The sequence below is a fragment of the Veillonella sp. 6_1_27 genome (assembly GCF_000163735.1).
Classification (GTDB): domain Bacteria; phylum Bacillota; class Negativicutes; order Veillonellales; family Veillonellaceae; genus Veillonella; species Veillonella parvula_A.
On record NZ_GG770216.1, the window covers coordinates 75,617 to 96,002 of the forward strand.

A 20,386-nucleotide genomic window follows, 5' to 3' on the forward strand; every position below is an offset into this window, starting at 1 on the left:
TGCTCCCTCTATTACAATTTTCCCTTGGATTTTAGTAAATAGTAAAACTTCACATATTTAGTCATTGTGTAAAAGTAGTGATTAACGGACAAAATAAAGCCCATCTTCCCATCGAGAATACCACCTTGTAAGAAGTACACCTTGATGAAAGCCCAGGTAGGACGCAAAATTATATCCTTGATAAAAGAACAGCTTTTACCATTATCACGATATTTTTCAGCAGATAATGTAGTATAGTTGTTGAATTTATTGAAATATTGATGCCAATTATCGTAGGTGTAATGGTACATGGGATGTTGTAATTTTTCTGTTGGATACGGCGTAATTATAGCAGGATGCACATAGCCTTCTACATAGCTGCCCTCTTTAGGCATGAGGCGAAGTACATAGTCCGGACGTAATACGCCGTGCGTGGCGTGGTTATGATGGAATTTATTACGTCGTTGAATCCAATACGCTTTATTAGGTTCATTTACAACGATAGCTTGAATTTCTTTTGCTAGAGGCTCAGAAATGCGCTCATCCGCATCAAGAAATAAGATCCAATCAGATGTAGCTTGTTCAATGCCAAATGTCTGTTGCGCACCCCAATCGCCATTCATGGCGTGTTGCACAACACGAGCACCCATTTCTTTGGCAATTTTTACGGTATCATCGGTACTGAAATCATCGATAACTAAAACTTCATCGGCAAACTGCACTGACTCAATGCAGTCATGAATATTGTGTTCTTCATTTCTCGCTAAGATTATTACAGATACAGTTGCCATAGTTTTACCTTTCACTTACGAACGTACTTGTTTTGCTAAGTACGATAAACGAGCCCCTATTTTATGAATCCAATCAGCACGACCGAAGGACCATAAAAAGAGCTTATATTTAGAATTTAATAGCTTGTAGGATTCATCATTGCGATAAGTTTCAATCATTTTTTTACATTTATCGTAATACACTTGATTACCCGTTGGTTTTGCATAATAAGCCGTTAAACAGGATAATACAGCTTTCATCAATAAGCTATTACAATCATCAACATATGGTAATTGATGATCTATAGCATATTGCAAGCGTTCCTCGTAACCGAGCACAAAATCCCATCGAGATTTAGCATCAAAAGAGGTTTGAGTTATGGAATTTGGATTGAGTCGATAGTAATAGTAACAACGATTGATATGACCCACCCGATTGGCATTAGCTACATATAGATAGGATGTAGCAGTATCCTCGAATTTTCGACCTACAGGAAAACGCACATCACCGATGGCACTGCGTTTATATAATTTACTCCAAACCGCCACAAAACAATCATGCATGGCTAATCGCAAGGCATCCTCTTTCTCATAAATTTCTAATTGACCATCATTGCAACCTTCGATAATATCGCCACTTTTATCTCTGAAAGCAGTAAACTCAATTATATCAAGATTATGCTCTTTTAAGAGTTTTAACATATCTTCATAGAGGGTGAGCCCAATGTAATCATCGGAGTCTACAAAGGCAATATAGTCACCATTAGCCGCTTCTATCCCCGTATTGCGAGCCGCACTAAGACCGCCATTTTCTTGATGGATGACCTTGATGCGTTCGTCATAGGCTGCATATTGATCGCAAATATCACCGCTCATATCTTTAGAGCCATCATCTACTAAGATGATTTCTAAATTCATATAGGTTTGGTTTTGAATGGATTCAATACATTCTGCAACATAAGATTCCACATTATAGACGGGTACAATGACCGAAATTAACTCCATTCCATGCTCCTCTTACAACATGTACTAGCCAAACTAGATTTACAAACTCTCAAACTTATATAGTTCGTTCTAGCTACATATCATTAGCTAAAATGTTCCTCACTTAATGTTATTTCCATGTTTAATGCGCCATGCCGCAAGTTCACGCATGTTTTTAATCATATCCCCATAGGATTGAGGCATGCTCGCACTTTGTTCTAACACTTTGCCACTTTTATCAAGATATAGTCTATGATTAAATACAAATTCCTCTTGTGTAAACAAGCTTGGTACCATCGCTTCATAGGTTTGACCAGGTCGGCCTACCAATTCCGCCAAGGTTGGAATGATTTGAATGCTCATGCCGAACGCATTAGGCGCAAGCCAATCTTTATGAATGCCGTGGCCATAAAAAATAATAGGAATTGTAGATGCCACATTAGGACCTACTTCACGAGCAAAGTTAAATCGTTCGCTATGGTCACCTGTAATAATGAAGAGTGCAGACGGATCTGCTGTTTCTTCGCGAGCGATAAAATCACCCATTACGTGGTCTGCGTACCAAATATGGCCCATTTCGTTCAATTGCTTATCGTTTTCTTCGATAGAATCTGGCAAATGGCCTTTTACCTTATTCACATCGTAGCCTTCCTTAGCCACATTGATGCTATACGGTGGATGATTGGAGGTAGTCATAATCACATTGAGGATTTTTTCCCCTCTATGCTGATCCATGTAGGCAGAAATAGCTTTAAACAAGTCTTTATCGCCTACGCCCCAAGCATTGCCGTCTTCGCTTGGCATTTCAGAGGCATCGTGGAATTCATCAAAACCTTGAGATAAAACAAAGTTTTTAACATTTTGCCATGTGCTAAAGCCACCATACCAGAATACAGTCTTGTAGCCTAGCTTTTTCATAACAGGACCAATGCCTAAACCGTAAGGCTCTTTGAAACTTTCACCTTCATAGTTAGGATATAGCCCTGTATCAGGCATCCCCGTCAACAAACCATTGATGGCCGGCATCGTACCTGTGCCTTGTGCGAGGGATAGCTGCGTGCTCATCGCTTGAGGGCTGGCAGCGTATTTACGACCTTGCTCAACGAGGTACGCACCAGGCTCGTTATATTCAGCGAGGAACGGCCACAAGCCATAGGATTCTCCAAGAACGAGGTTTATGGACTGCGGTTGATCCGCTAATCGTTGTGTCGTAATGGTTCTCGTGAAAGAGCCGTCAAAATTTGTACCGTTAAACTTACCACCAACGGCAGTGATTTTTTCATTTAACTCTTGAGGCGTTAAGTTAATGACCTCAAGCTCAGCCGTCCGTTTCGCAATGCTTTTAACACGATAGAGAGCCTGTACATCGTCTAGAATATTTTCGTTCAACAAATTGGAACTAAGTCGGGCCGCACTTTCCCAGTTGATGGAATTTGTATAACTGAAAGCACCGCCAAATCTAAAGAATAGACCTAATACGCCAATAGCGACAGTCAATGCAATGCCCGTCATCCATTGCGTTTTCTTCGTTTTAGGATACCAAGTAGTACAAAGTCGTCGATTATCTGCAGAATCACTATTTCTTACAGTATCCGCATCATCAGCATTCCTTAGATCATCAGCGTAGTCACTATATTTCTTGGCCCCCCACGCTAGGAAACGAACTAGAAAATAGCAAAGCGCTGCGCTCAATACAACGGCCCCTATGATGTACATGAGGGCATTATATTCATTGATAGCGGTATTTACAATGGCGCCGATATCATCGTTTTTACCGTTGATGAGCATCGCGTTGTAGGAAGAGTTAAATATCTTGTAGAACGGAATGCGTCCCAAAAACAGGAAGGTCAACAATATAGTCGCAATAGAGTAGAGGACCTGTTTAATGCGCAAGGACGGCCATTTTGGCACAAAGGTATGTACCAACGTTCCCCCTAAAAATCCCAATAAACACAAAGAACCGACGGTCTTGAGACTCAATCTAAATCCTAGCCATAAGGATGTGAGGATATTCTCCATCGTCACGGAAGCTAGTTGTGATTGAAATACTGCAAGAAACACGATTCTAAATGCAGTCAACAAAGCAGAGAAAAAGATAAATACCTTAATCTCTGTTCGTATGCCTTCAAATAATCGCTGCCATCGGTTCATCATTAACCCCTAACTGTTGAATTTTATAACAAAATTGTTAAATCACTAATCCAACTATATTGTTACAAATATAACAAAACTACATAACTATCAATTATTTCGGATATTTCTTACATTTAGGACCTTTACATCGTTTGCATTTACCGCATCCACGGTCGATAGTCTCAGCACCTGCTGATTTCTTTGCACTAGCACTCTCCATGACCATCTTTTCAGAGGCCTTACTATTCCATACGGAAACTATCGATTCTACTTTTTTACGGATTCATCCTTTTTAGATTTTTTATCCTTTTTCTTTTCTTTCTTCTTATCTTTTTTCTTGAAAGTATCAGTTAAGAAGACTGTTTTTAACTTATCATTTAAGACTTTAAGCTTCTTTTCAGCCTTGTCTTTCTTTTTCTTTAACTTTTCTTCGTCTTTAGAGCGTTTTTCTTCCTTAGACTTCTTGTGTTTTTTCTCTTTTTTATCTTCTTTAGACTTTTTATCTTTCTTAGATTTTTTATCATCCTTAGACTTTTTGTCTTCTTTGGATTTCTTATCCTCTTTAGATGTTTTATCTTCCTTGGATTTTTTATCGTCCTTAGATTTCTTATCTTCAGAACCGTTGATACGCGCCCATTCATCATCAACGCGTTTTAATTGCTTTTTAAGAAGCTTTTCCATCTTCTTATTTGTTTTATCGGACTCTAAACCGGCTTTACCAAATAACAAAGCATTCACCGCCGTGTATGGATCGATAGACGACATATCCTCATCATCTATTTTAGCCGCCTCTGATTTCTTATCTTTCGATAATTCATCAAAACCATCTACATTTAACGCTTCATCTTCATCTAAATGATGAATTGCTAAGCTTTCAACGCCTTCTAATGGTTTTACATCAAGGTGCTCAATCGCAGTATCTTCAAAATCTGCCATTTTCTTACCGGAGCTTTCACCAAAACCAGTAAAAAGACCACCTATAGATTTTAATTCATTCAATTTAATATGATTCATGCCCACCGTAGAATCATGATGCACAGGAATGTCAGATAATTGTACCTGTTCCATAGCATATGCATCATCATTATAACTAGCGCCCTTGCCAAGTTCAGATGTATTAGAAATAACGATATCTTCCTTATCGTCGCCTAACACATCACCAAATAAATCTTCTTCTAAAGATTCGTAAGAATGCAATAAGGACATACGTTTTTGAACATCTTCAATTTGATTCCACAAATCAACGAGAGAAGATGTATAGTACACCCGTTCTTTTACCTCTAAATACGCTTGGTAAACGATAGATAATTCGGTCTCATTAAGGCCTTCCTCTGCACCAATTTCTTCAATCATTTGTTGAATCTGTTGATCTCGGTCATATCGTTTAATTAACGCTTTACGAATGCGTTCAATCAACATTGTATCGATGAGTTCCATATGCACCTCCTGTATTCAATACACTCAGTCCTACCCGCTACATTAACGTATACGAATCAATGTATAGAATCATAAAAATGAATTAATTTTATAATCTCTAATATATTATTATAGCAGAATTTATCTGCTTTTTCCTTAATAATATGTGTAAAAGTTCCTTAAAAATAGAATAAAACCTCAATTTAAATACGTCCCTAATAGTATGCATTTCATACTACTAAAACACTATTCAAACCAAGGTTATTTAATTAACTGTTACATTAAAATATATCTAATTGTTACATAAAAGTCTTACATTACTGCACTAAAACAAGTTAACTGAATAGACGAGAATTCGCTCCTTTGCATCGCTAGCCTCAAAGAGGTCACTACAATCAATAGCTTCCTCTTGTTCCAAGCGAACATGGTTATTTAAAAAGTTCTCCACCTCTTCATTAACATAGTAGAAAAATAACTTAATCTCCCGAGGATTATGATATAGCGAATCAAAAATATTTCCTAATACCCGCTTAATCGTATGGAGTGCAAAGGGATTAAAGAAAAAGCATCGATCAGCCTGATCTGGCAATTCATACAGCGCTGCATCACCTAGTACAAAGCTTACACGATTGCGAGTTGCCGGGCTTTCACCATTAATTAAAGCCTTTTCATAGAGCCGTTCATCGTATTCGATGCCTATAGAATGGCAGCCCGTTTGGTAAGCCATGAAAATACTCACTCGGCCCTTGCCACTACCATAATCGATGAGCGTATTTTTCTTGCGAATATGACCGCTATTTGCCAAGCGCTCCAGCACGCAATAATCTGTCGGCTCGTACGGATGATGCTCCGTATCGGAACGACTATCATCGCGGCCAGAGGTTTTAATTTGTAATACACTTTCCCACTCTTGCTCTGTTGCCATCTATATAATCCTATTATGAGGCCTAAATTATATGACCTAATACTGATACTAATCTTAATTTCTATACATACTATACCTTTATTAGGGTATTAGTTACTAGAGCTGTAATAATACTAGTATATAACATAAGCACCCACATTGGGTGCTTTTATTATATGAAACACTTATTAATGCCGATATGGTATACTAGGAGTAATATTTCTATTATTCTCATGTGCAGAATTATATATCATTAAAAAGGAGTATCTACTTACATGGACAGTGATCTGACCTTAGATTTTATCATTATCATCGTATTAATCATCGCAAATGGTTTATTCTCCATGACGGAGTTAGCCATTGTAAATGCGAAAAAACGTAAACTTGAAGAGTTAGCAGAATCAGGCAATGAACGCGCGAAAACAGCTTTTGAATTATCGGAGAACCCAAATGAAATGTTCTCTACCATTCAAATCGGCATCACCCTCGTAGGTATTTTAACTGGTTTGTATTCTGGTGCCACCTTCTCTAGTCCATTAGAAGAAATTTTAGTATCAAATATTCCAAGCATCGAACCCTACGCAGCCTCTGTGAGCTCCTTCATTATCGTTGCTATCATTACCTATTTATCCCTCGTTATCGGCGAACTTGTGCCTAAACGCTTGGCCTTAAATAGCCCTGAAAGCATTGCCGTTGTAGTAGCAAAACCAATTTACTGGCTATCTGTAGCGTTAAAACCAATCGTTAGCTTCCTCGGCGTTTCCACAGAATTCCTCTTAAAAATGCTAGGCGTTACTGTAAAAGAAGAAGCGCCTGTTACAGAATCTGAAATTAATAAAATGCTTACCGAAGGCGTTGCCATGGGTGCTTACGAAGAGGAAGAACCTATCCTCGTAGAAAATATCTTCCATCTCGCAGATATGAACGCAGGTGACATCATGACGCCTCGTACACAGCTCAAATGGATTGATCTTAACGGCACGGAAGACGAAATCATGGAGGTTCTCAAGAATGCCAACCATTACCGCATTCCTGTAGGTACCGATTCCTTAGATGAATTAAAGGGCCTCGTTACCGTATCCGATGTATTAGTTCAAATTATGCAACGTCCTAGTGAAAGTTCCATTCACGATATCATCAAAGCTTGTTTGAAAGAACCTGTTCTCGTTCCTGAATCCATTTCACTCATGAAATTATTGAACGTTCTACGTACAGAAGGCGTTCATGAAGCAATTATCCTCGACGAATATGGTGGTTTTACTGGCCTTGTCACCTTGCATGACATCATGGAAGAAATCGTAGGTCTGATGCCTTCTGGTGAGGAAGAAATCAAGGAAGAAGAAAACAAGATCATCGAACGCGATGGAGCATGGCTCGTAGATGGCCTTCTCAATGTAGATGAATTTAAAGAATTCTTTCACATCGATCAAGAATTACCAGGTGAAGAAGACGATTTGTACAAAACTATGGGCGGCCTCTTAAACGTCCTCTTCGGCCGCATTCCAAAGGAACTAGACAAGGCAAAATGGAACGGCTATACCTTTGAAGTCATTGATATGGACCATACTCGTATCGATAAAATCCTTGTAACCTATGAAGAACCTATTGTAGAACAAGAAGAAGAAAAATAAAGTTCAAATTATATAGACAAAAGCTAAAGAAGTGAGTTCTCTTACTATGAACTGTACCCCCAAAATTGGACATATTTTGGGATACAGCTCAATCAATAGAGGACTCACTTTTTTGCTACATTTTTGTATTCATAAAATAAGTAATACATATACTGGCAAAATATAGATTACTTTTAAAAATTATCGTTAAAATATATCATCAATTATATAAATTAATTATATAATTCTTTTATTTTCTGCATAAAGGCTAGAACTTTCAATATAAATATAGTATTATTAAATTGTATAAAATATATAATTAAATCTAATATAGAAATAATAGCTATCCTAAAATAGGTTCAATAAAATATAAAGTCCTATGATCACTTTATATAGTGTATTTCATAGGACTTATATGTGGTAATAAAAGGAGAGATTCTATGAATCAACGAATCATAGCAACCATAGGCGCCCTATTAATAGGGACCGCCATCATAAGTGGTTGTGGATCAGAAAAGCCCCCTGAAGATACAAGTCTCAAGGTGCGCACCATCACTATAGGTGAAGAGTCTGGAACTACTGATGCTGGCTATGCAGGCACCATTCATAATAAAACAGAAACAAATTTAGCCTTTCAAATTGGAGGGCGTGTCATCAATAAATTTGTAAATGTTGGTGATGTAGTGCAAGCAGGCCAAGTCATTGCTCAAATCAATGGTTCAGATACATCAGCTCAGTTGCAAAATGCTGAAGGTGCTGTAAAAGCTGCTCAATCGGCCTACGAATTGGCAGAAACCAATGCTAAACGATACCGCGAACTCTATGCACAACAAGCGATTAGTAAATTGCAATTAGACCAGGCTGAAAACCAATTGAATGCCACATCTGCTCAATTACAACAAGCACAGGCAAGCCTTAATTTGAGCAGCAATCAAAATAGCTATACTAATTTAACGGCTCCTGATACAGGTATTATTACAGCTTTAAATATTGAAGCAGGACAAGTCGTAGCAGCCGGTCAAAGCGTTGGTACCTTAGCGGCCGGTCACGACCCAGAAGCAGTCATTGCCCTTCCTGAACAAGAATTGAGTAAAATTCATGTAGGAAGCCCTGCTACTATTACCTTCTGGGCTCTACCTAATGTAACCGTGCAAGGTGTAATACGTGAAATTTCACCAGTTCCTGACCCTGTAGCCAGAACGTATACCGTAAAAATTACCTTACAAAATGCGCCTAAAGAGGTACAACTAGGCATGACAGTCAATGCTAATCTATCTACCACAGATAGTACCAATATTTCTATCCCATTGACAGCTCTTGTGAAAGACTCTAACGGTAATAATGCGGTCTATATCATCCGCGATAAGAAGGCTCATCTCGTGCCTATCAAGACTGGTGAATTCGGTAAGAACTCCGTCATCGTCACATCTGGTTTAGCTAAGGGCGACATTGTCATCACCGCAGGCACCCAACAATTACAAGAAGGGACGGCAGTTAGTCAATGAAACAATTTAACTTAGCCGAATGGGCTCTTAAACACAAGTCCATTATCTACTACTTCATGGCTGTGCTCCTCACCTTCGGTATTTTCTCATTTACCCATATGGGACGCATGGAAGATCCTGATTTTACGATGCGCACCATGGTGGTCGGTGTTGCTTGGCCGGGGGCTTCTCCACAAGAAATGTCGAATCAGGTAACGGATAAACTCGAAGAAAAACTACGCGACCTTCCTGGTGTAGATTATACAAAATCTTTCACAGATGGCAGCAAATCCGTTATTTATATCAATCTAAGAGAGGATTTGCCATCCGATAAGATTCGTCCCGCTTGGGAAGAAGCGCGGAATATGATCAACGACGAATGGAAATCATTGCCTGCAGGCGTTCAAGGACCGACCATCAACGACAGGTTTGACGATGTATATGGCATTATCTATGCCATTAGTGGTGATGAATTTTCTTATGAAGAAAAGCGTCAACAAGCAGAAGACTTAAAACGTCAGCTTTTATCTGTGCCTAATGTTAAGAAAATCAGCCTTATTGGAGTTCAACAGCAAACCCTCAATGTAACCATAAACAAGGATAAACTCGCATCCTATAAAGTCAGTACACAACAGCTGTTAACAGCGCTTAAACAGCAAAGTATGATGGTTCCAGCTGGTGTGATTACAACGGATACAAACAATGTATATCTCCGCGTCAACGGCCTATTCGATAGTCCTCAAGCGGTGCGAGATATGCCGATCCGCATCAATAACCAAACCTTGCGCCTCGGTGACATGGCCGATGTAACCATGACCTACCAAGACCCTAGCGATCCACAGTTCTATTACAAAGGTAAGCCAGCCATTGGCATCGCTATCTCCATGGATGCAGGGGGCAATAATATCGAATTCGGCGAAGCCATCGACAAAAAACTCGGAGAATTACAGAAAACAATTCCTGCCGGTCTCGAACTCAATCAAGTATCGAATCAACCCCATATCGTTAAAGAATCCATCGGCGATTTCTCTCAATCCTTATTTGAAGCTATCGCCATCGTATTGCTCGTAAGCTTTGCATCTCTCGGCTTACGAACCGGTATCGTTGTAGCCCTCACCATTCCAGTCGTTGTATCTACGACGTTCATCTTGATGTATGAAAGCGGCATCTATCTACATAAGGTTAGCTTAGGTGCCTTAATCCTAGCTTTAGGCCTCCTCGTAGACGATGCCATCATCGTTGTAGAAATGATGAGTGTTAAGCTCGAAGAAGGGTGGGGTCACTTTAAATCGGCTACCTTTGCTTACCAATCTACAGCATTTCCAATGCTATCGGGTACGCTCATTACCTGTGCAGGCTTCTTACCATTAGCATTGGCACAAGGTATGGTAGCAGAGTTTACAAAATCCCTATCCATCGTTGTATTTATGGCACTTATTCTATCTTGGTTTGCCTCTGTTCTCGTCAGCCCTGTATTGGGTTATAAAATCATCGAAAACAAGGCTCCCAAGCCGGAATCGGAATGGACTAAACGAGACCGTATCATGCACAAGCTCAATGTGACCTTCTATGATAAGTTTGAAAAACTATTACATTGGGCTCTAGGACATCACAAGATAGTCCTACTGGCCACATTAGGAGCTTTCGTTTTATCCTTGCTTTCACTACCATTGATCAAACAGGAATTTTTCCCATCATCAACGCGTAATGAAATCATTATATCCATGCAATTTCCTCAAAGCTCATCTATCGAATATACTGCTAACCAAGCAAAACTCATCGATGAACATTTGAAAGACGACGAGCGCATTGCAACCTTCACCTCCTACATTGGACAAGGTTCTCCACGTTTCGTCCTCACCTTGGAACCGGAATTGCAACGGAACAACTTCTTGCAATATGTAATTGTTACAAAATCCTTAGAGGATCGCGATAAACTCTATGCTGAATTGACTCCGTATTTAAACGAGCAATTCCCATCGGCCCTTGTAAATACGCAATTCTTACAAATCGGTCCACCATCCAAATTTCCAGTCATGCTTCGCGTTACTGGCCCTGATCAAAAGGTGGTAAAAGAAATTGCAAATCAAGTAAAAGCTAAAATGCAAGACGATAAAGACTTACAAAATATCGCCTTTGACTGGCCAGATACAGAACCTGTAGCCAATATTCACATCGATCCAAACAAGGCACGTTTACTCGGCATCGATAGCTATGCTGTATCCTTGCACTTGCAAAGTCTATTGTCTGGTACTAAATCTGGTGAATACTATGAAGGGAACCAAACCATTCCTATTACCTTCCGTTTAGGTGACAATGAGCAACATAACTTAAGTGCTCTTTCATCCTTGCCAATTCAAACAGGAAATGGCTCCTATGTACCACTTAGCCAAATTGCAACCATTACCATGACACAAGAGGATGGTATTATCTGGCATCGCAATATGATGCCAACCATTAGTGTGCATGCCAATGTAAAAGCAGGTGTATTGGGTAATGCGAAAACGAAAGAGGTTTACAAATCCTTACAAGACATTCGCGATTCCTTGCCTACAGGCTATTCTATTGACCTAGACGGCGCCGCTGAAAAGAGTGAAACAGCCGTTCAAAAGCTATTAACACCAATGCCAATTATGCTCTTTGTAATCATGACAATCCTCATGTTCCAATTAAAGCGTATCGCCCTCATGATAATGGCTCTACTCACTGCTCCATTGGGACTAATCGGTGTTGTATTAGCACTCAATATTACGAGAACGCCATTAGGCTTTATGGCTATTCTAGGGATTATCGCCCTCTCGGGTATGATCATCCGTAACTCCATTATCTTGTTAGACCAAATCGAAATTCACAAGGCAGAAGGACAAGAACCTCGTGAAGCGATTATCAACTCCGCTACACTTCGTTTCCGACCTATCATGCTTACCGCTATCGCAGCGATTTTAGGCATGATTCCGCTCATGGGATCTGTCTTCTGGAGCCCATTGGCCATCGCCTTCAGCGGCGGCTTACTAGTGGCGACGGTTCTAACACTCATCGTATTACCTGTCATGTATGCAAGCTGGTATAAGGTAAAATAGGATACCATAAGGCAAGATAAGGTAAAACACAATACAAAAACCCCCTATAAAAAGTATTAGAAACTTTTATAGGGGGTTTTTTAATAAATATCATATAAAAAACAGCAGGGCTTTCCCCTGCTGCTTTTTTAGTCACAATAATACATTACGACTTACTTATTTCCCTTAGGATTATATTAATAATTATATCTGACTTAGTCTATTATTTATTAAACTACAACGGCTGTACCATTGCATGTAATCATAAGCATGCCATTTTGTGCACCTACTGTGCTGTATTGGAAGGATACACCAATAATAGCATTAGCACCCAATTTAGAAGCTCGTTGAGACATTTCGTCGAGAGCTGCTTTGCGCGCATTCATCAAAGAATCTTCATAGCTTCCACTACGACCACCAACGATATCGCGAATGCCAGACATGAAATCTTTCACAAAGTTACGGCCTTCTACGACTTCACCAAATACAATACCTTTGTACTCTTGTACAGGTTTGTTTTCAATATGCATAGTTGTAGTAATAATCATAATTGTATCCTTTCTAATTGATTACAATATATTTTAATTTATTATAACAAGACTTTTAGATAAAAACAAATATAGCTTTCACATAAAACAATTACATATTGTATCTCCAAAAATTACATACTATATATCAAAAATTTACATATTATACATCAAAAAAAGACCTGTTCACTACTTTCATAATGAACAGGTCTAATTTTATATTTTTATCTATCAAAATCGCGGTCTAAGTTAACTTCTTTCAACGGCACAACTTTAGTTTTGTTGATGTATTTGTAACCAAGGTACACTGCGAAGAAGATTGGTAAGCCAATGTAGGCAACGGATACGCCGTACCAGTCGATGGTATCACCTGTGAAAGCGGAGTAGTTTTGACCACAGATGATAATGACGCAAAGAATGAACGCCAAAATTGGGCCAACTGGGAATAACCACGCTTTGTATGGCAATTCACTAAGATCTCTGCCTTGTGCGATGAAAGCACGGCGGAAACGATAGTGAGACACGGCGATACCAACCCATGCGATGAAACCACATAAACCAGAGATATTAACAATCCATGTATAGGCTGTACCTTCGCCGATAAAGCTTGTTAGGAACGCAAATAAACCGATTGCTGTCGTTAAGATTAACGCAGGCACTGGAACGCCACGTTTATTTAACTTAGCAAAAATTTGAGGTGCTTGACCTTCTTTAGCCAGTGCGTACAACATGCGCGTAGAAGAGTATAGACCAGAGTTACCAGCACTCAATACAGCCGTTAAGATGATAGCATTGATAAAGCTAGCAGCAAAGGCAAAACCAAAGCGATCAAATACGAGTGTAAATGGAGAAATAGATACGTTCTCTACACTAGAGTTCAACAGATTTGGATCTGTATACGGAATCAAGAAACCAATAACCGTGAAAGCACCGATATAGAATAATAGAATACGCCAGAAAATTGTATTAATCGCTTTTGGCACATTCTTTTCAGGGTCTTCCGCTTCACCAGCGGCTACACCGATTAGCTCAGTACCTTGGAAGGAGAATCCTGCTACCATAAAGATAGCGAGAATAGATTCCCAGCCACCTACAAATGGAGCCTCTCCTACAGTCCAGTTTGCAAATCCTGGAGATGTACCACCGATACCAAAGATAAGCATGAAGCCACAGAATAGAAATACGAATACTGTAATAACTTTGATGCTAGAGAACACATATTCGCTTTCACCAAAGGAACGAGTAGATAAATAGTTCAAGCCGAATAAAATGAACAAGAACAGAGCAGACCATACGATGGCAGGTACATCAGGGAACCAATATTTCATGATAAGCGCCCCTGCTAATACTTCAGCAGCCAAGGTAATAGCCCAGTTAAACCAGTAATTCCAACCTAAGGCAAAACCAAAGGCAGGATCTACATAGCGTTTTGCATAAGTCCCGAAGGAACCAGGAATTGGCAAGTATGTAGCCATTTCCCCAAGAGATGTCATGAGGAAATAAACCATGATACCAATGAGGCCGTAAGCTACAAGAGCACCACCAGGGCCAGCTGTACTTACCACTTCACCACCAGCAACGAATAAACCTGTACCGATAGCACCACCTAAAGCAATCATATTCATATGACGAGCTTTTAGGGACCGTTTTAGGTGTTGATCTTTGTTAGACGTAAACTCTACGTTACTATTATGATTTTCAGACATGGGTCACCTCTTACAAATCTAGATTACGCACGTATTTCGCGTTATCTTCAATAAATTTACGACGAGGCTCTACCTTATCACCCATGAGAACCGTAAAGATTTTGTCAGCTTCGATAGAATCTTCTAAGCTAACTTGTAAAATCGTACGATTATCAGGGTTCATTGTAGTTTCCCATAATTGTTCAGGGTTCATTTCACCTAAACCTTTGTAACGTTGGATTGTAGTACCATCACGGCCTACTTCATCAAGTTTAGCAGTCAACTCTGCATCAGAGTATACATACCAGTGAGATTTACCTTTCTTGATTTGATACAAAGGTGGTTGAGCAATATAGATATGGCCTTCCTCTACCAATGGTTTCATATAGCGGTAGAAGAATGTTAATAACAATGTACGGATATGAGCGCCGTCAACGTCCGCATCTGTCATGATGATAATCTTGTTATAACGGGATTTTGTAATATCGAATTCATCGCCAATACCTGTACCAAAAGCGGTAATCATGGAGCGAATTTCGTTATTAGCCAAAATCTTATCTAGACGTGCTTTTTCTACGTTGAGGATTTTACCACGCAATGGCAAAATCGCTTGGTAACGACGATCGCGACCTTGTTTTGCAGAACCACCTGCAGAATCACCTTCCACAAGATAAATTTCAGTCATAGATGTATCTTTTTCGGAGCAATCCGCCAATTTACCAGGAAGACTGGATACTTCCAACGCATTTTTACGGCGCGTTAAATCGCGGGCTTTACGAGCGGCCTCACGAGCACGGCTTGCCATCGTTGCTTTTTCGATGATTTTCTTCGCATCTTGAGGATGTTCTTCGAAGAATGTTTTAAGACCTTCTGTAACGATAACATCTGTAATACCTTTTACTTCACTATTGCCAAGTTTAGTTTTTGTTTGGCCCTCAAATTGAGGTTCCAACACTTTTACAGATACGACAGCTGTCAAACCTTCACGTACGTCTTCACCGGAAAGATTAGACTCACTTTCCTTGATCAAACCAGATTTACGGCCATAATCATTGAGGGTACGAGTCAAGGCAGCACGGAAACCAGATAGATGTGTACCACCGTCAATCGTATTGATGTTATTTACGAAGGACAACAAGTTTTCACTATAGCTATCGTTATATTGCAATGCTACATCTACCACAACATCGTCTTTTGTATTTTCAATGTTAATAACAGTTGGGTTAATTGCTTCTTTATTTTCGTTCAAGAAGGTAATGAAAGAAACCAAACCACCTTCATAGTGGAAGCTTTCAACACGAGGTTCCTCTAAACGCAAATCGCTCAATGTAATGCGAAGGCCTTTGTTAAGGAATGCCAATTCTTGTAAACGCATTTTCAATGTATCAAAGCTAAATACGGTAGTTTCAAAGATTTCTGCATCTGGCTTGAAAATAACTGTAGTACCAGTGCCTTCGGCCTTGCCAATTTCGTGCAACTCGGAAGTTTTATGACCACGAGCAAAGGAAATTTCTTGAACAATACCATTTTGAGATACTTGAACCTTAGTCCATTCACTCAATGCATTAACTACGGAAATACCTACGCCGTGAAGACCACCAGATACCTTGTAGCCGCCACCACCAAATTTACCACCGGCATGCAATTTCATTAATACTAGCTCTACCGCAGACATACCAGATTCATGCATCCCTGTTGGGATACCACGACCATCATCGACAACGGTAACACTGTTATCTGGATTGATGGATACTTCGATATGTGTAGCATAACCAGCAAGCGCTTCGTCCACAGAGTTATCTACAACTTCGTATACGAGGTGATGCAAACCACGAGCAGACGTACTACCAATATACATCCCTGGGCGTTTACGCACCGCGTCTAGACCCTCAAGAACCTGAATATTCTGAGCGCCATAATTTTGTTCAGGCATGAAACAAACTCCTCCTAACAATCTATCATACTGCACTTGATTGAAATAAAGTAACAAAACATGTACAGGATTAAACTTTATCTCTTTATTATACTATAAAACTCATCAATCCGTCTCATTAAAGTCTTAATACTGATACCAGATCCATACACACAATCATCTGTGACCACATAGGTCTTGATTTGCTCCTCTGGCACCATGGCGATATATTCTAGCGTTTCATAGTGATGAATAGGACTTTTATGGGACTTTCCGCCCTTGGCATGCACCATCGTAATAATGGATTCTATGGGCACGGAAATGGTATCTCCAATATGAACATACATAAGAATGCCCCCTCTACTTTTCTAATGTCCCATTAAGGGCATCGATTTTGCGCTGTTCCTCTTCAGCAAGGAACTTTGATCGATATTTATTACACAAATTAATAACGTGCTGATCCGTCAACTCATCAGGCTTTTTGTGGGTGATAAGCATGGCCACCATAAACATATGACGGCGATTGATAGATCCTTTATAAATCTTATCTAGGTAAAAGTATATGGATTCTCGCATCGCTTCTGCAAAGTCTGGAAAACTACACTGTATAAATTGCTGGCAGTCGCTGTATTTAAAGTACGGATACTTTCGAATAACAGCTTTAATTTCCTTAATATGAGCCCGATGCAATTCATATTCACAGGTTGGACAGATTTCCTTTTTAGATTTCATATGCATGCCACATCGTTTACAACGATGGTATCCATGCTGCTCTAAATAAATTTCTCTCTTTCGAGCCGTAATTTGTACTTTCCGGAAAGCAGCTTTTAATGCTTCGTTATCCGTTTGTTTCAACGATGTATCGATGGCGTCTACGTCTTCTTTTGAAAGCACGATATCTGCAAAGTTAATACGTTTTGTAATAATTTGTTCATCATGAATCGTAAGAGACGTATTAGTTTCTACTTTCACATAGCTCTGACGTTTCATGATGAAGCGAATATCGGTGATTACCTCTTGGCGATAATACTTGTTGATAGCCTCGATGATACGACGTTTTTGCATCTGTAATTCCTGCATCCACATGGAATTATCTGCACTAATAACCATATTTGGAGGCTTGATGGACACAATTTTTGTATGATCCGCGATGACATCACCTACTAAATCACGCCACTTGTGAACGAGAGTATTTAATTTATATTGTTCCAGTAAATTCAGTTCTGCTAAGGCCTTTGGTAAACAAAGATCAAGGCTGTCCATACTGAACTTGTCCCCCTTCACAAGAAATAAATTGAACGGATTTCAAATCTTTAAAATCGTGAATATCTGTAGTGGTAATAAATGTTTGAATTCGTTTATGAATAAACTGCAATAAATTCGTTCGTCTCGACTCATCAAGTTCGCTCAATACATCATCCAAGAGAAGAACTGGATATTCTCCTACCTCTGACTTGATAAATTCAAGCTCACTCAACTTTAAGGACAATACAGCGGTTCGTTGCTGCCCTTGCGATCCAAATTTCTTTAAATCCATCGCATCGGAAAAGAATCGTAAATCATCGCGATGAGGACCCACACTAGTGCTTAAACGATGACGATCCTGCGGCAACGCTGCTTTGATGCGTTCGTAAAAGCCTTCCTTTGTATATTCCAATGAACCATTGTCCATATACGGCTGTTCATAACCGATGGTTAAATTCTCAAGGCCACCTGTCAATTTACGATTCATCAAATCGATGAGCAAATTGATTTTTTTTAAGCTTTCTAATCGTTTCTTTACAATAAAGCTCGCCATATCTGCTAGCTGCAAATCCCATTCTTCAAGAGGAATAGTATTCTTTCCTCTATATTCTTTTAGGACTGCATTACGTTGCTGTAACAGCCGATTATACTGCATCAATTGATGATAATATGTAGCGCTGGTCTGAGATATTTCCATATCGAGGAATCGCCTACGTCCCGAAGGAGTTCCCTTGATGAGCTGTAAATCTTCAGGACAGAAGATAACTGTATTTAATGTACCAATCAGTTCTTTTTGAGATATTTTTGTATCGTTTAATCGAATATCCTTAGGGCCTTGACGGAATAATTTAATATTTACCTTTTGAGGCGTATCTTTTTTCTCGAATTTTACAACTATGCCTGCTTCTTCAACATTGAACATGAGCATATCTGACGTATCATTCGTACGATGGCTTTTACCAATGGTACCAACATAAATCGATTCGAGGATATTCGTCTTACCAGCCCCATTAGTTCCATATAGAACAATAATCTCAGGATTAAACTGTATCTGTACATCCTTATAATTACGAAACTGAAATAACTGCAGTGAGTCAATTCTCACCGATTATGCCTCCTCTTGTGTAATCACGAGGTCTACATCGAGACCTTCACAAGAAATCACATCACCAACGCGGCATTTCTTGCGTTTTTCTGTTACGACCTGACCATTCAAGGTAAGGATGCCTTCATCGATGAAAGATTTAATTTGACCACCTGTTTCAATGATGCCTTCTAACTTCAACAACTGATCAATTTGAATATACTCCGTATGAATGGGTACCTGCTGTTGCTCTTTCATAACGTTCTCCTAAAGTAGACAATTAACATAAGCATATATATCATACTGAGTCCAGGTCGCTCGCTGGGCATTTTTCTTCGAAAAATTGCACGCTCCGACCAAAGTGATGTGTGTCTCCCATCGTCGCTACCGCTCCTCTGTTAGCTCACACCCTACTTTAAGCATTTGTGCGAACTGGTGTTACTACGTATGTATAGTTCGGATTATTGTCTTGTCGAATGACAACAGGACCATTTTGTTTTAAGAACAAGTGAATATTGTCTCCTGTGCTGTGACGCAAGATGTCAGAAATGTAGCGACCATTGAAGGAGATTGTGAAAGGTGTGCCTTTAAATTCAACAGATACGTCTTCTTTTGCCATACCGATTTCAGTATTTTGAGTAGACAATGTTACATTATTTTCAGACCAATCATAACGAATTACATTATAGCTGATGTCTTTAGCCAACAAGGATACGCGATCAACGGCACCAGCAAATTCGCGGCGATCGATTACAGCGCTAGAATCGAATTGAGAAGGAATTACCTTTTCATATTCAGGGTATGTACCTTCAATCAAGCGAGAAATAATATAAATAGATTCAAAATTGAATACGATTTGTGTACGATTCCAAATGATATTGATCATAGCTGGATTATCTGTTGGTAATAAACGAGATACTTCAGCCAACGTTTTTGTAGGAATGATAGCGCGCATTGGAGTCGTTGCTGGTTCATCAATGGTAATTTTTTTAACAGCCATACGGTGTGTATCGGTAGCAACCATAGTCACTTCGTTTTCTTTGATTTCAAGAAGAGCACCGGTAAATATAGGTCGGTCTTCATCAGTAGCAGCTGCATAATTTGTTAAATCGATGAGTTCTTTCATAGCAAAGTTATCGATGTTTACATGATCTTGGTCGTGAATTTGTTCCACCAAGGAGAAATCATCTGGGTGTAATGTAACAAGATTAAATTCGGAAGATCCAGATGTGATGGTTAAAGAATTTCCGTCTTCTGGTTTGTAAAGTTCAATAGTATCGCCAGGTAATTTGCGAATTAATTCTTGGAAATATCGGGAACCTACCACTAAAGTACCAGGTTCTTTAATGTCTCCATCGATGGTTAAACGAATACCGAGTTCAAAGTCATTACCTTGCAATTCTACTTGACCATTTTTTGTAGTCATGTAAATAGCGCCTGGTAAGTTGGAACTTGTTTTATTTTGAGATACCTTTTGCAATACGTTAATTGCTTTTTGGAGATTTGCTTTAGGGAATGTAATATGCATATGTTACTCCTTTATGATTTTTATATATTGTAAAAGCACTAATAATTACTTGTTTTGTTTGTAATA

16 protein-coding genes are annotated in these 20,386 nt (G+C 39.3%); 3 read left to right on the plus strand and 13 right to left on the minus strand.

The window, feature by feature from the left end:
• Positions 1 to 11: 11 nt before the first annotated feature.
• The 5 genes from HMPREF0874_RS04295 to HMPREF0874_RS04315 form a co-directional block, all read right to left on the minus strand.
• Entirely contained in the window at positions 12 to 770 is a 759-nt protein-coding gene (locus HMPREF0874_RS04295) for a glycosyltransferase family 2 protein (RefSeq protein ID WP_008601836.1), read from the minus strand.
• Between the two features lie 15 nt (positions 771 to 785).
• The gene (locus HMPREF0874_RS04300) at positions 786 to 1,754 is read right to left on the minus strand and encodes a glycosyltransferase (protein ID WP_008601838.1); all 969 of its coding nucleotides are present in this window, start codon (positions 1,752 to 1,754) and stop codon (positions 786 to 788) included.
• Positions 1,755 to 1,853: 99 nt separating this feature from the next.
• Positions 1,854 to 3,887, minus strand: coding sequence for an LTA synthase family protein (locus HMPREF0874_RS04305; RefSeq protein WP_039965164.1), 2,034 nt, complete (start codon positions 3,885 to 3,887; stop codon positions 1,854 to 1,856).
• A gap of 246 nt (positions 3,888 to 4,133) precedes the next feature.
• Complete coding sequence (locus tag HMPREF0874_RS04310; RefSeq protein WP_039965165.1) at positions 4,134 to 5,303, minus strand: hypothetical protein; 1,170 nt, start codon at positions 5,301 to 5,303, stop codon at positions 4,134 to 4,136.
• A 304-nt stretch (positions 5,304 to 5,607) separates the two neighbouring features.
• Positions 5,608 to 6,207, minus strand: coding sequence for a class I SAM-dependent methyltransferase (locus HMPREF0874_RS04315; RefSeq protein ID WP_008601843.1), 600 nt, complete (start codon positions 6,205 to 6,207; stop codon positions 5,608 to 5,610).
• 254 nt (positions 6,208 to 6,461) lie between these two features.
• On the opposite strand from HMPREF0874_RS04315, the gene HMPREF0874_RS04320 reads away from it, so the two are divergent.
• From HMPREF0874_RS04320 to HMPREF0874_RS04330, 3 genes are all read left to right on the plus strand, one after another.
• The gene (locus HMPREF0874_RS04320) at positions 6,462 to 7,817 is read left to right on the plus strand and encodes a hemolysin family protein (RefSeq protein WP_004692934.1); all 1,356 of its coding nucleotides are present in this window, start codon (positions 6,462 to 6,464) and stop codon (positions 7,815 to 7,817) included.
• A 419-nt stretch (positions 7,818 to 8,236) separates the two neighbouring features.
• Positions 8,237 to 9,301, plus strand: a complete 1,065-nt coding sequence (locus HMPREF0874_RS04325) for an efflux RND transporter periplasmic adaptor subunit (protein ID WP_008601850.1) — start codon at positions 8,237 to 8,239, stop codon at positions 9,299 to 9,301.
• Positions 9,298 to 12,360 carry an efflux RND transporter permease subunit gene (locus HMPREF0874_RS04330; protein WP_008601851.1) on the plus strand — a complete coding sequence of 1,021 codons (3,063 nt, stop codon included), beginning with the start codon at positions 9,298 to 9,300 and terminating at the stop codon, positions 12,358 to 12,360. The genes HMPREF0874_RS04325 and HMPREF0874_RS04330 overlap by 4 nt, the downstream gene beginning before the upstream one ends.
• A 209-nt stretch (positions 12,361 to 12,569) precedes the next feature.
• Here HMPREF0874_RS04330 and HMPREF0874_RS04335 read toward each other — a convergent pair whose 3' ends face one another.
• From HMPREF0874_RS04335 to dnaN, 8 genes are all read right to left on the minus strand, one after another.
• The gene (locus tag HMPREF0874_RS04335; protein WP_004692937.1) at positions 12,570 to 12,887 is read right to left on the minus strand and encodes a YbjQ family protein; all 318 of its coding nucleotides are present in this window, start codon (positions 12,885 to 12,887) and stop codon (positions 12,570 to 12,572) included.
• A 203-nt stretch (positions 12,888 to 13,090) separates the two neighbouring features.
• Positions 13,091 to 14,572, minus strand: a complete 1,482-nt coding sequence (locus HMPREF0874_RS04340; RefSeq protein WP_008601859.1) for an amino acid permease — start codon at positions 14,570 to 14,572, stop codon at positions 13,091 to 13,093.
• Between the two features lie 10 nt (positions 14,573 to 14,582).
• Positions 14,583 to 16,484 carry a DNA topoisomerase (ATP-hydrolyzing) subunit B gene (gyrB, locus tag HMPREF0874_RS04345; protein ID WP_039965168.1) on the minus strand — a complete coding sequence of 634 codons (1,902 nt, stop codon included), beginning with the start codon at positions 16,482 to 16,484 and terminating at the stop codon, positions 14,583 to 14,585.
• Between the two features lie 77 nt (positions 16,485 to 16,561).
• The gene (locus tag HMPREF0874_RS04350) at positions 16,562 to 16,810 is read right to left on the minus strand and encodes a DUF370 domain-containing protein (protein ID WP_004692940.1); all 249 of its coding nucleotides are present in this window, start codon (positions 16,808 to 16,810) and stop codon (positions 16,562 to 16,564) included.
• Between the two features lie 13 nt (positions 16,811 to 16,823).
• A complete protein-coding gene (locus HMPREF0874_RS04355) occupies positions 16,824 to 17,726 on the minus strand; it encodes a DUF721 domain-containing protein (protein ID WP_008601864.1) in 903 nt (300 codons plus the stop codon).
• Positions 17,713 to 18,813 carry a DNA replication/repair protein RecF gene (recF, locus tag HMPREF0874_RS04360; protein ID WP_008601866.1) on the minus strand — a complete coding sequence of 367 codons (1,101 nt, stop codon included), beginning with the start codon at positions 18,811 to 18,813 and terminating at the stop codon, positions 17,713 to 17,715. Before recF ends, HMPREF0874_RS04355 begins: the two co-directional genes overlap by 14 nt.
• Before the next feature lie 3 nt (positions 18,814 to 18,816).
• Positions 18,817 to 19,050: an RNA-binding S4 domain-containing protein gene (locus tag HMPREF0874_RS04365; RefSeq protein WP_004692943.1), complete on the minus strand. Its 234-nt coding sequence runs from the start codon at positions 19,048 to 19,050 to the stop codon at positions 18,817 to 18,819.
• Positions 19,051 to 19,207: 157 nt separating this feature from the next.
• Entirely contained in the window at positions 19,208 to 20,320 is a 1,113-nt protein-coding gene (gene dnaN, locus HMPREF0874_RS04370; protein ID WP_008601868.1) for a DNA polymerase III subunit beta, read from the minus strand.
• Between the last annotated feature and the right edge of the window lie 66 nt (positions 20,321 to 20,386).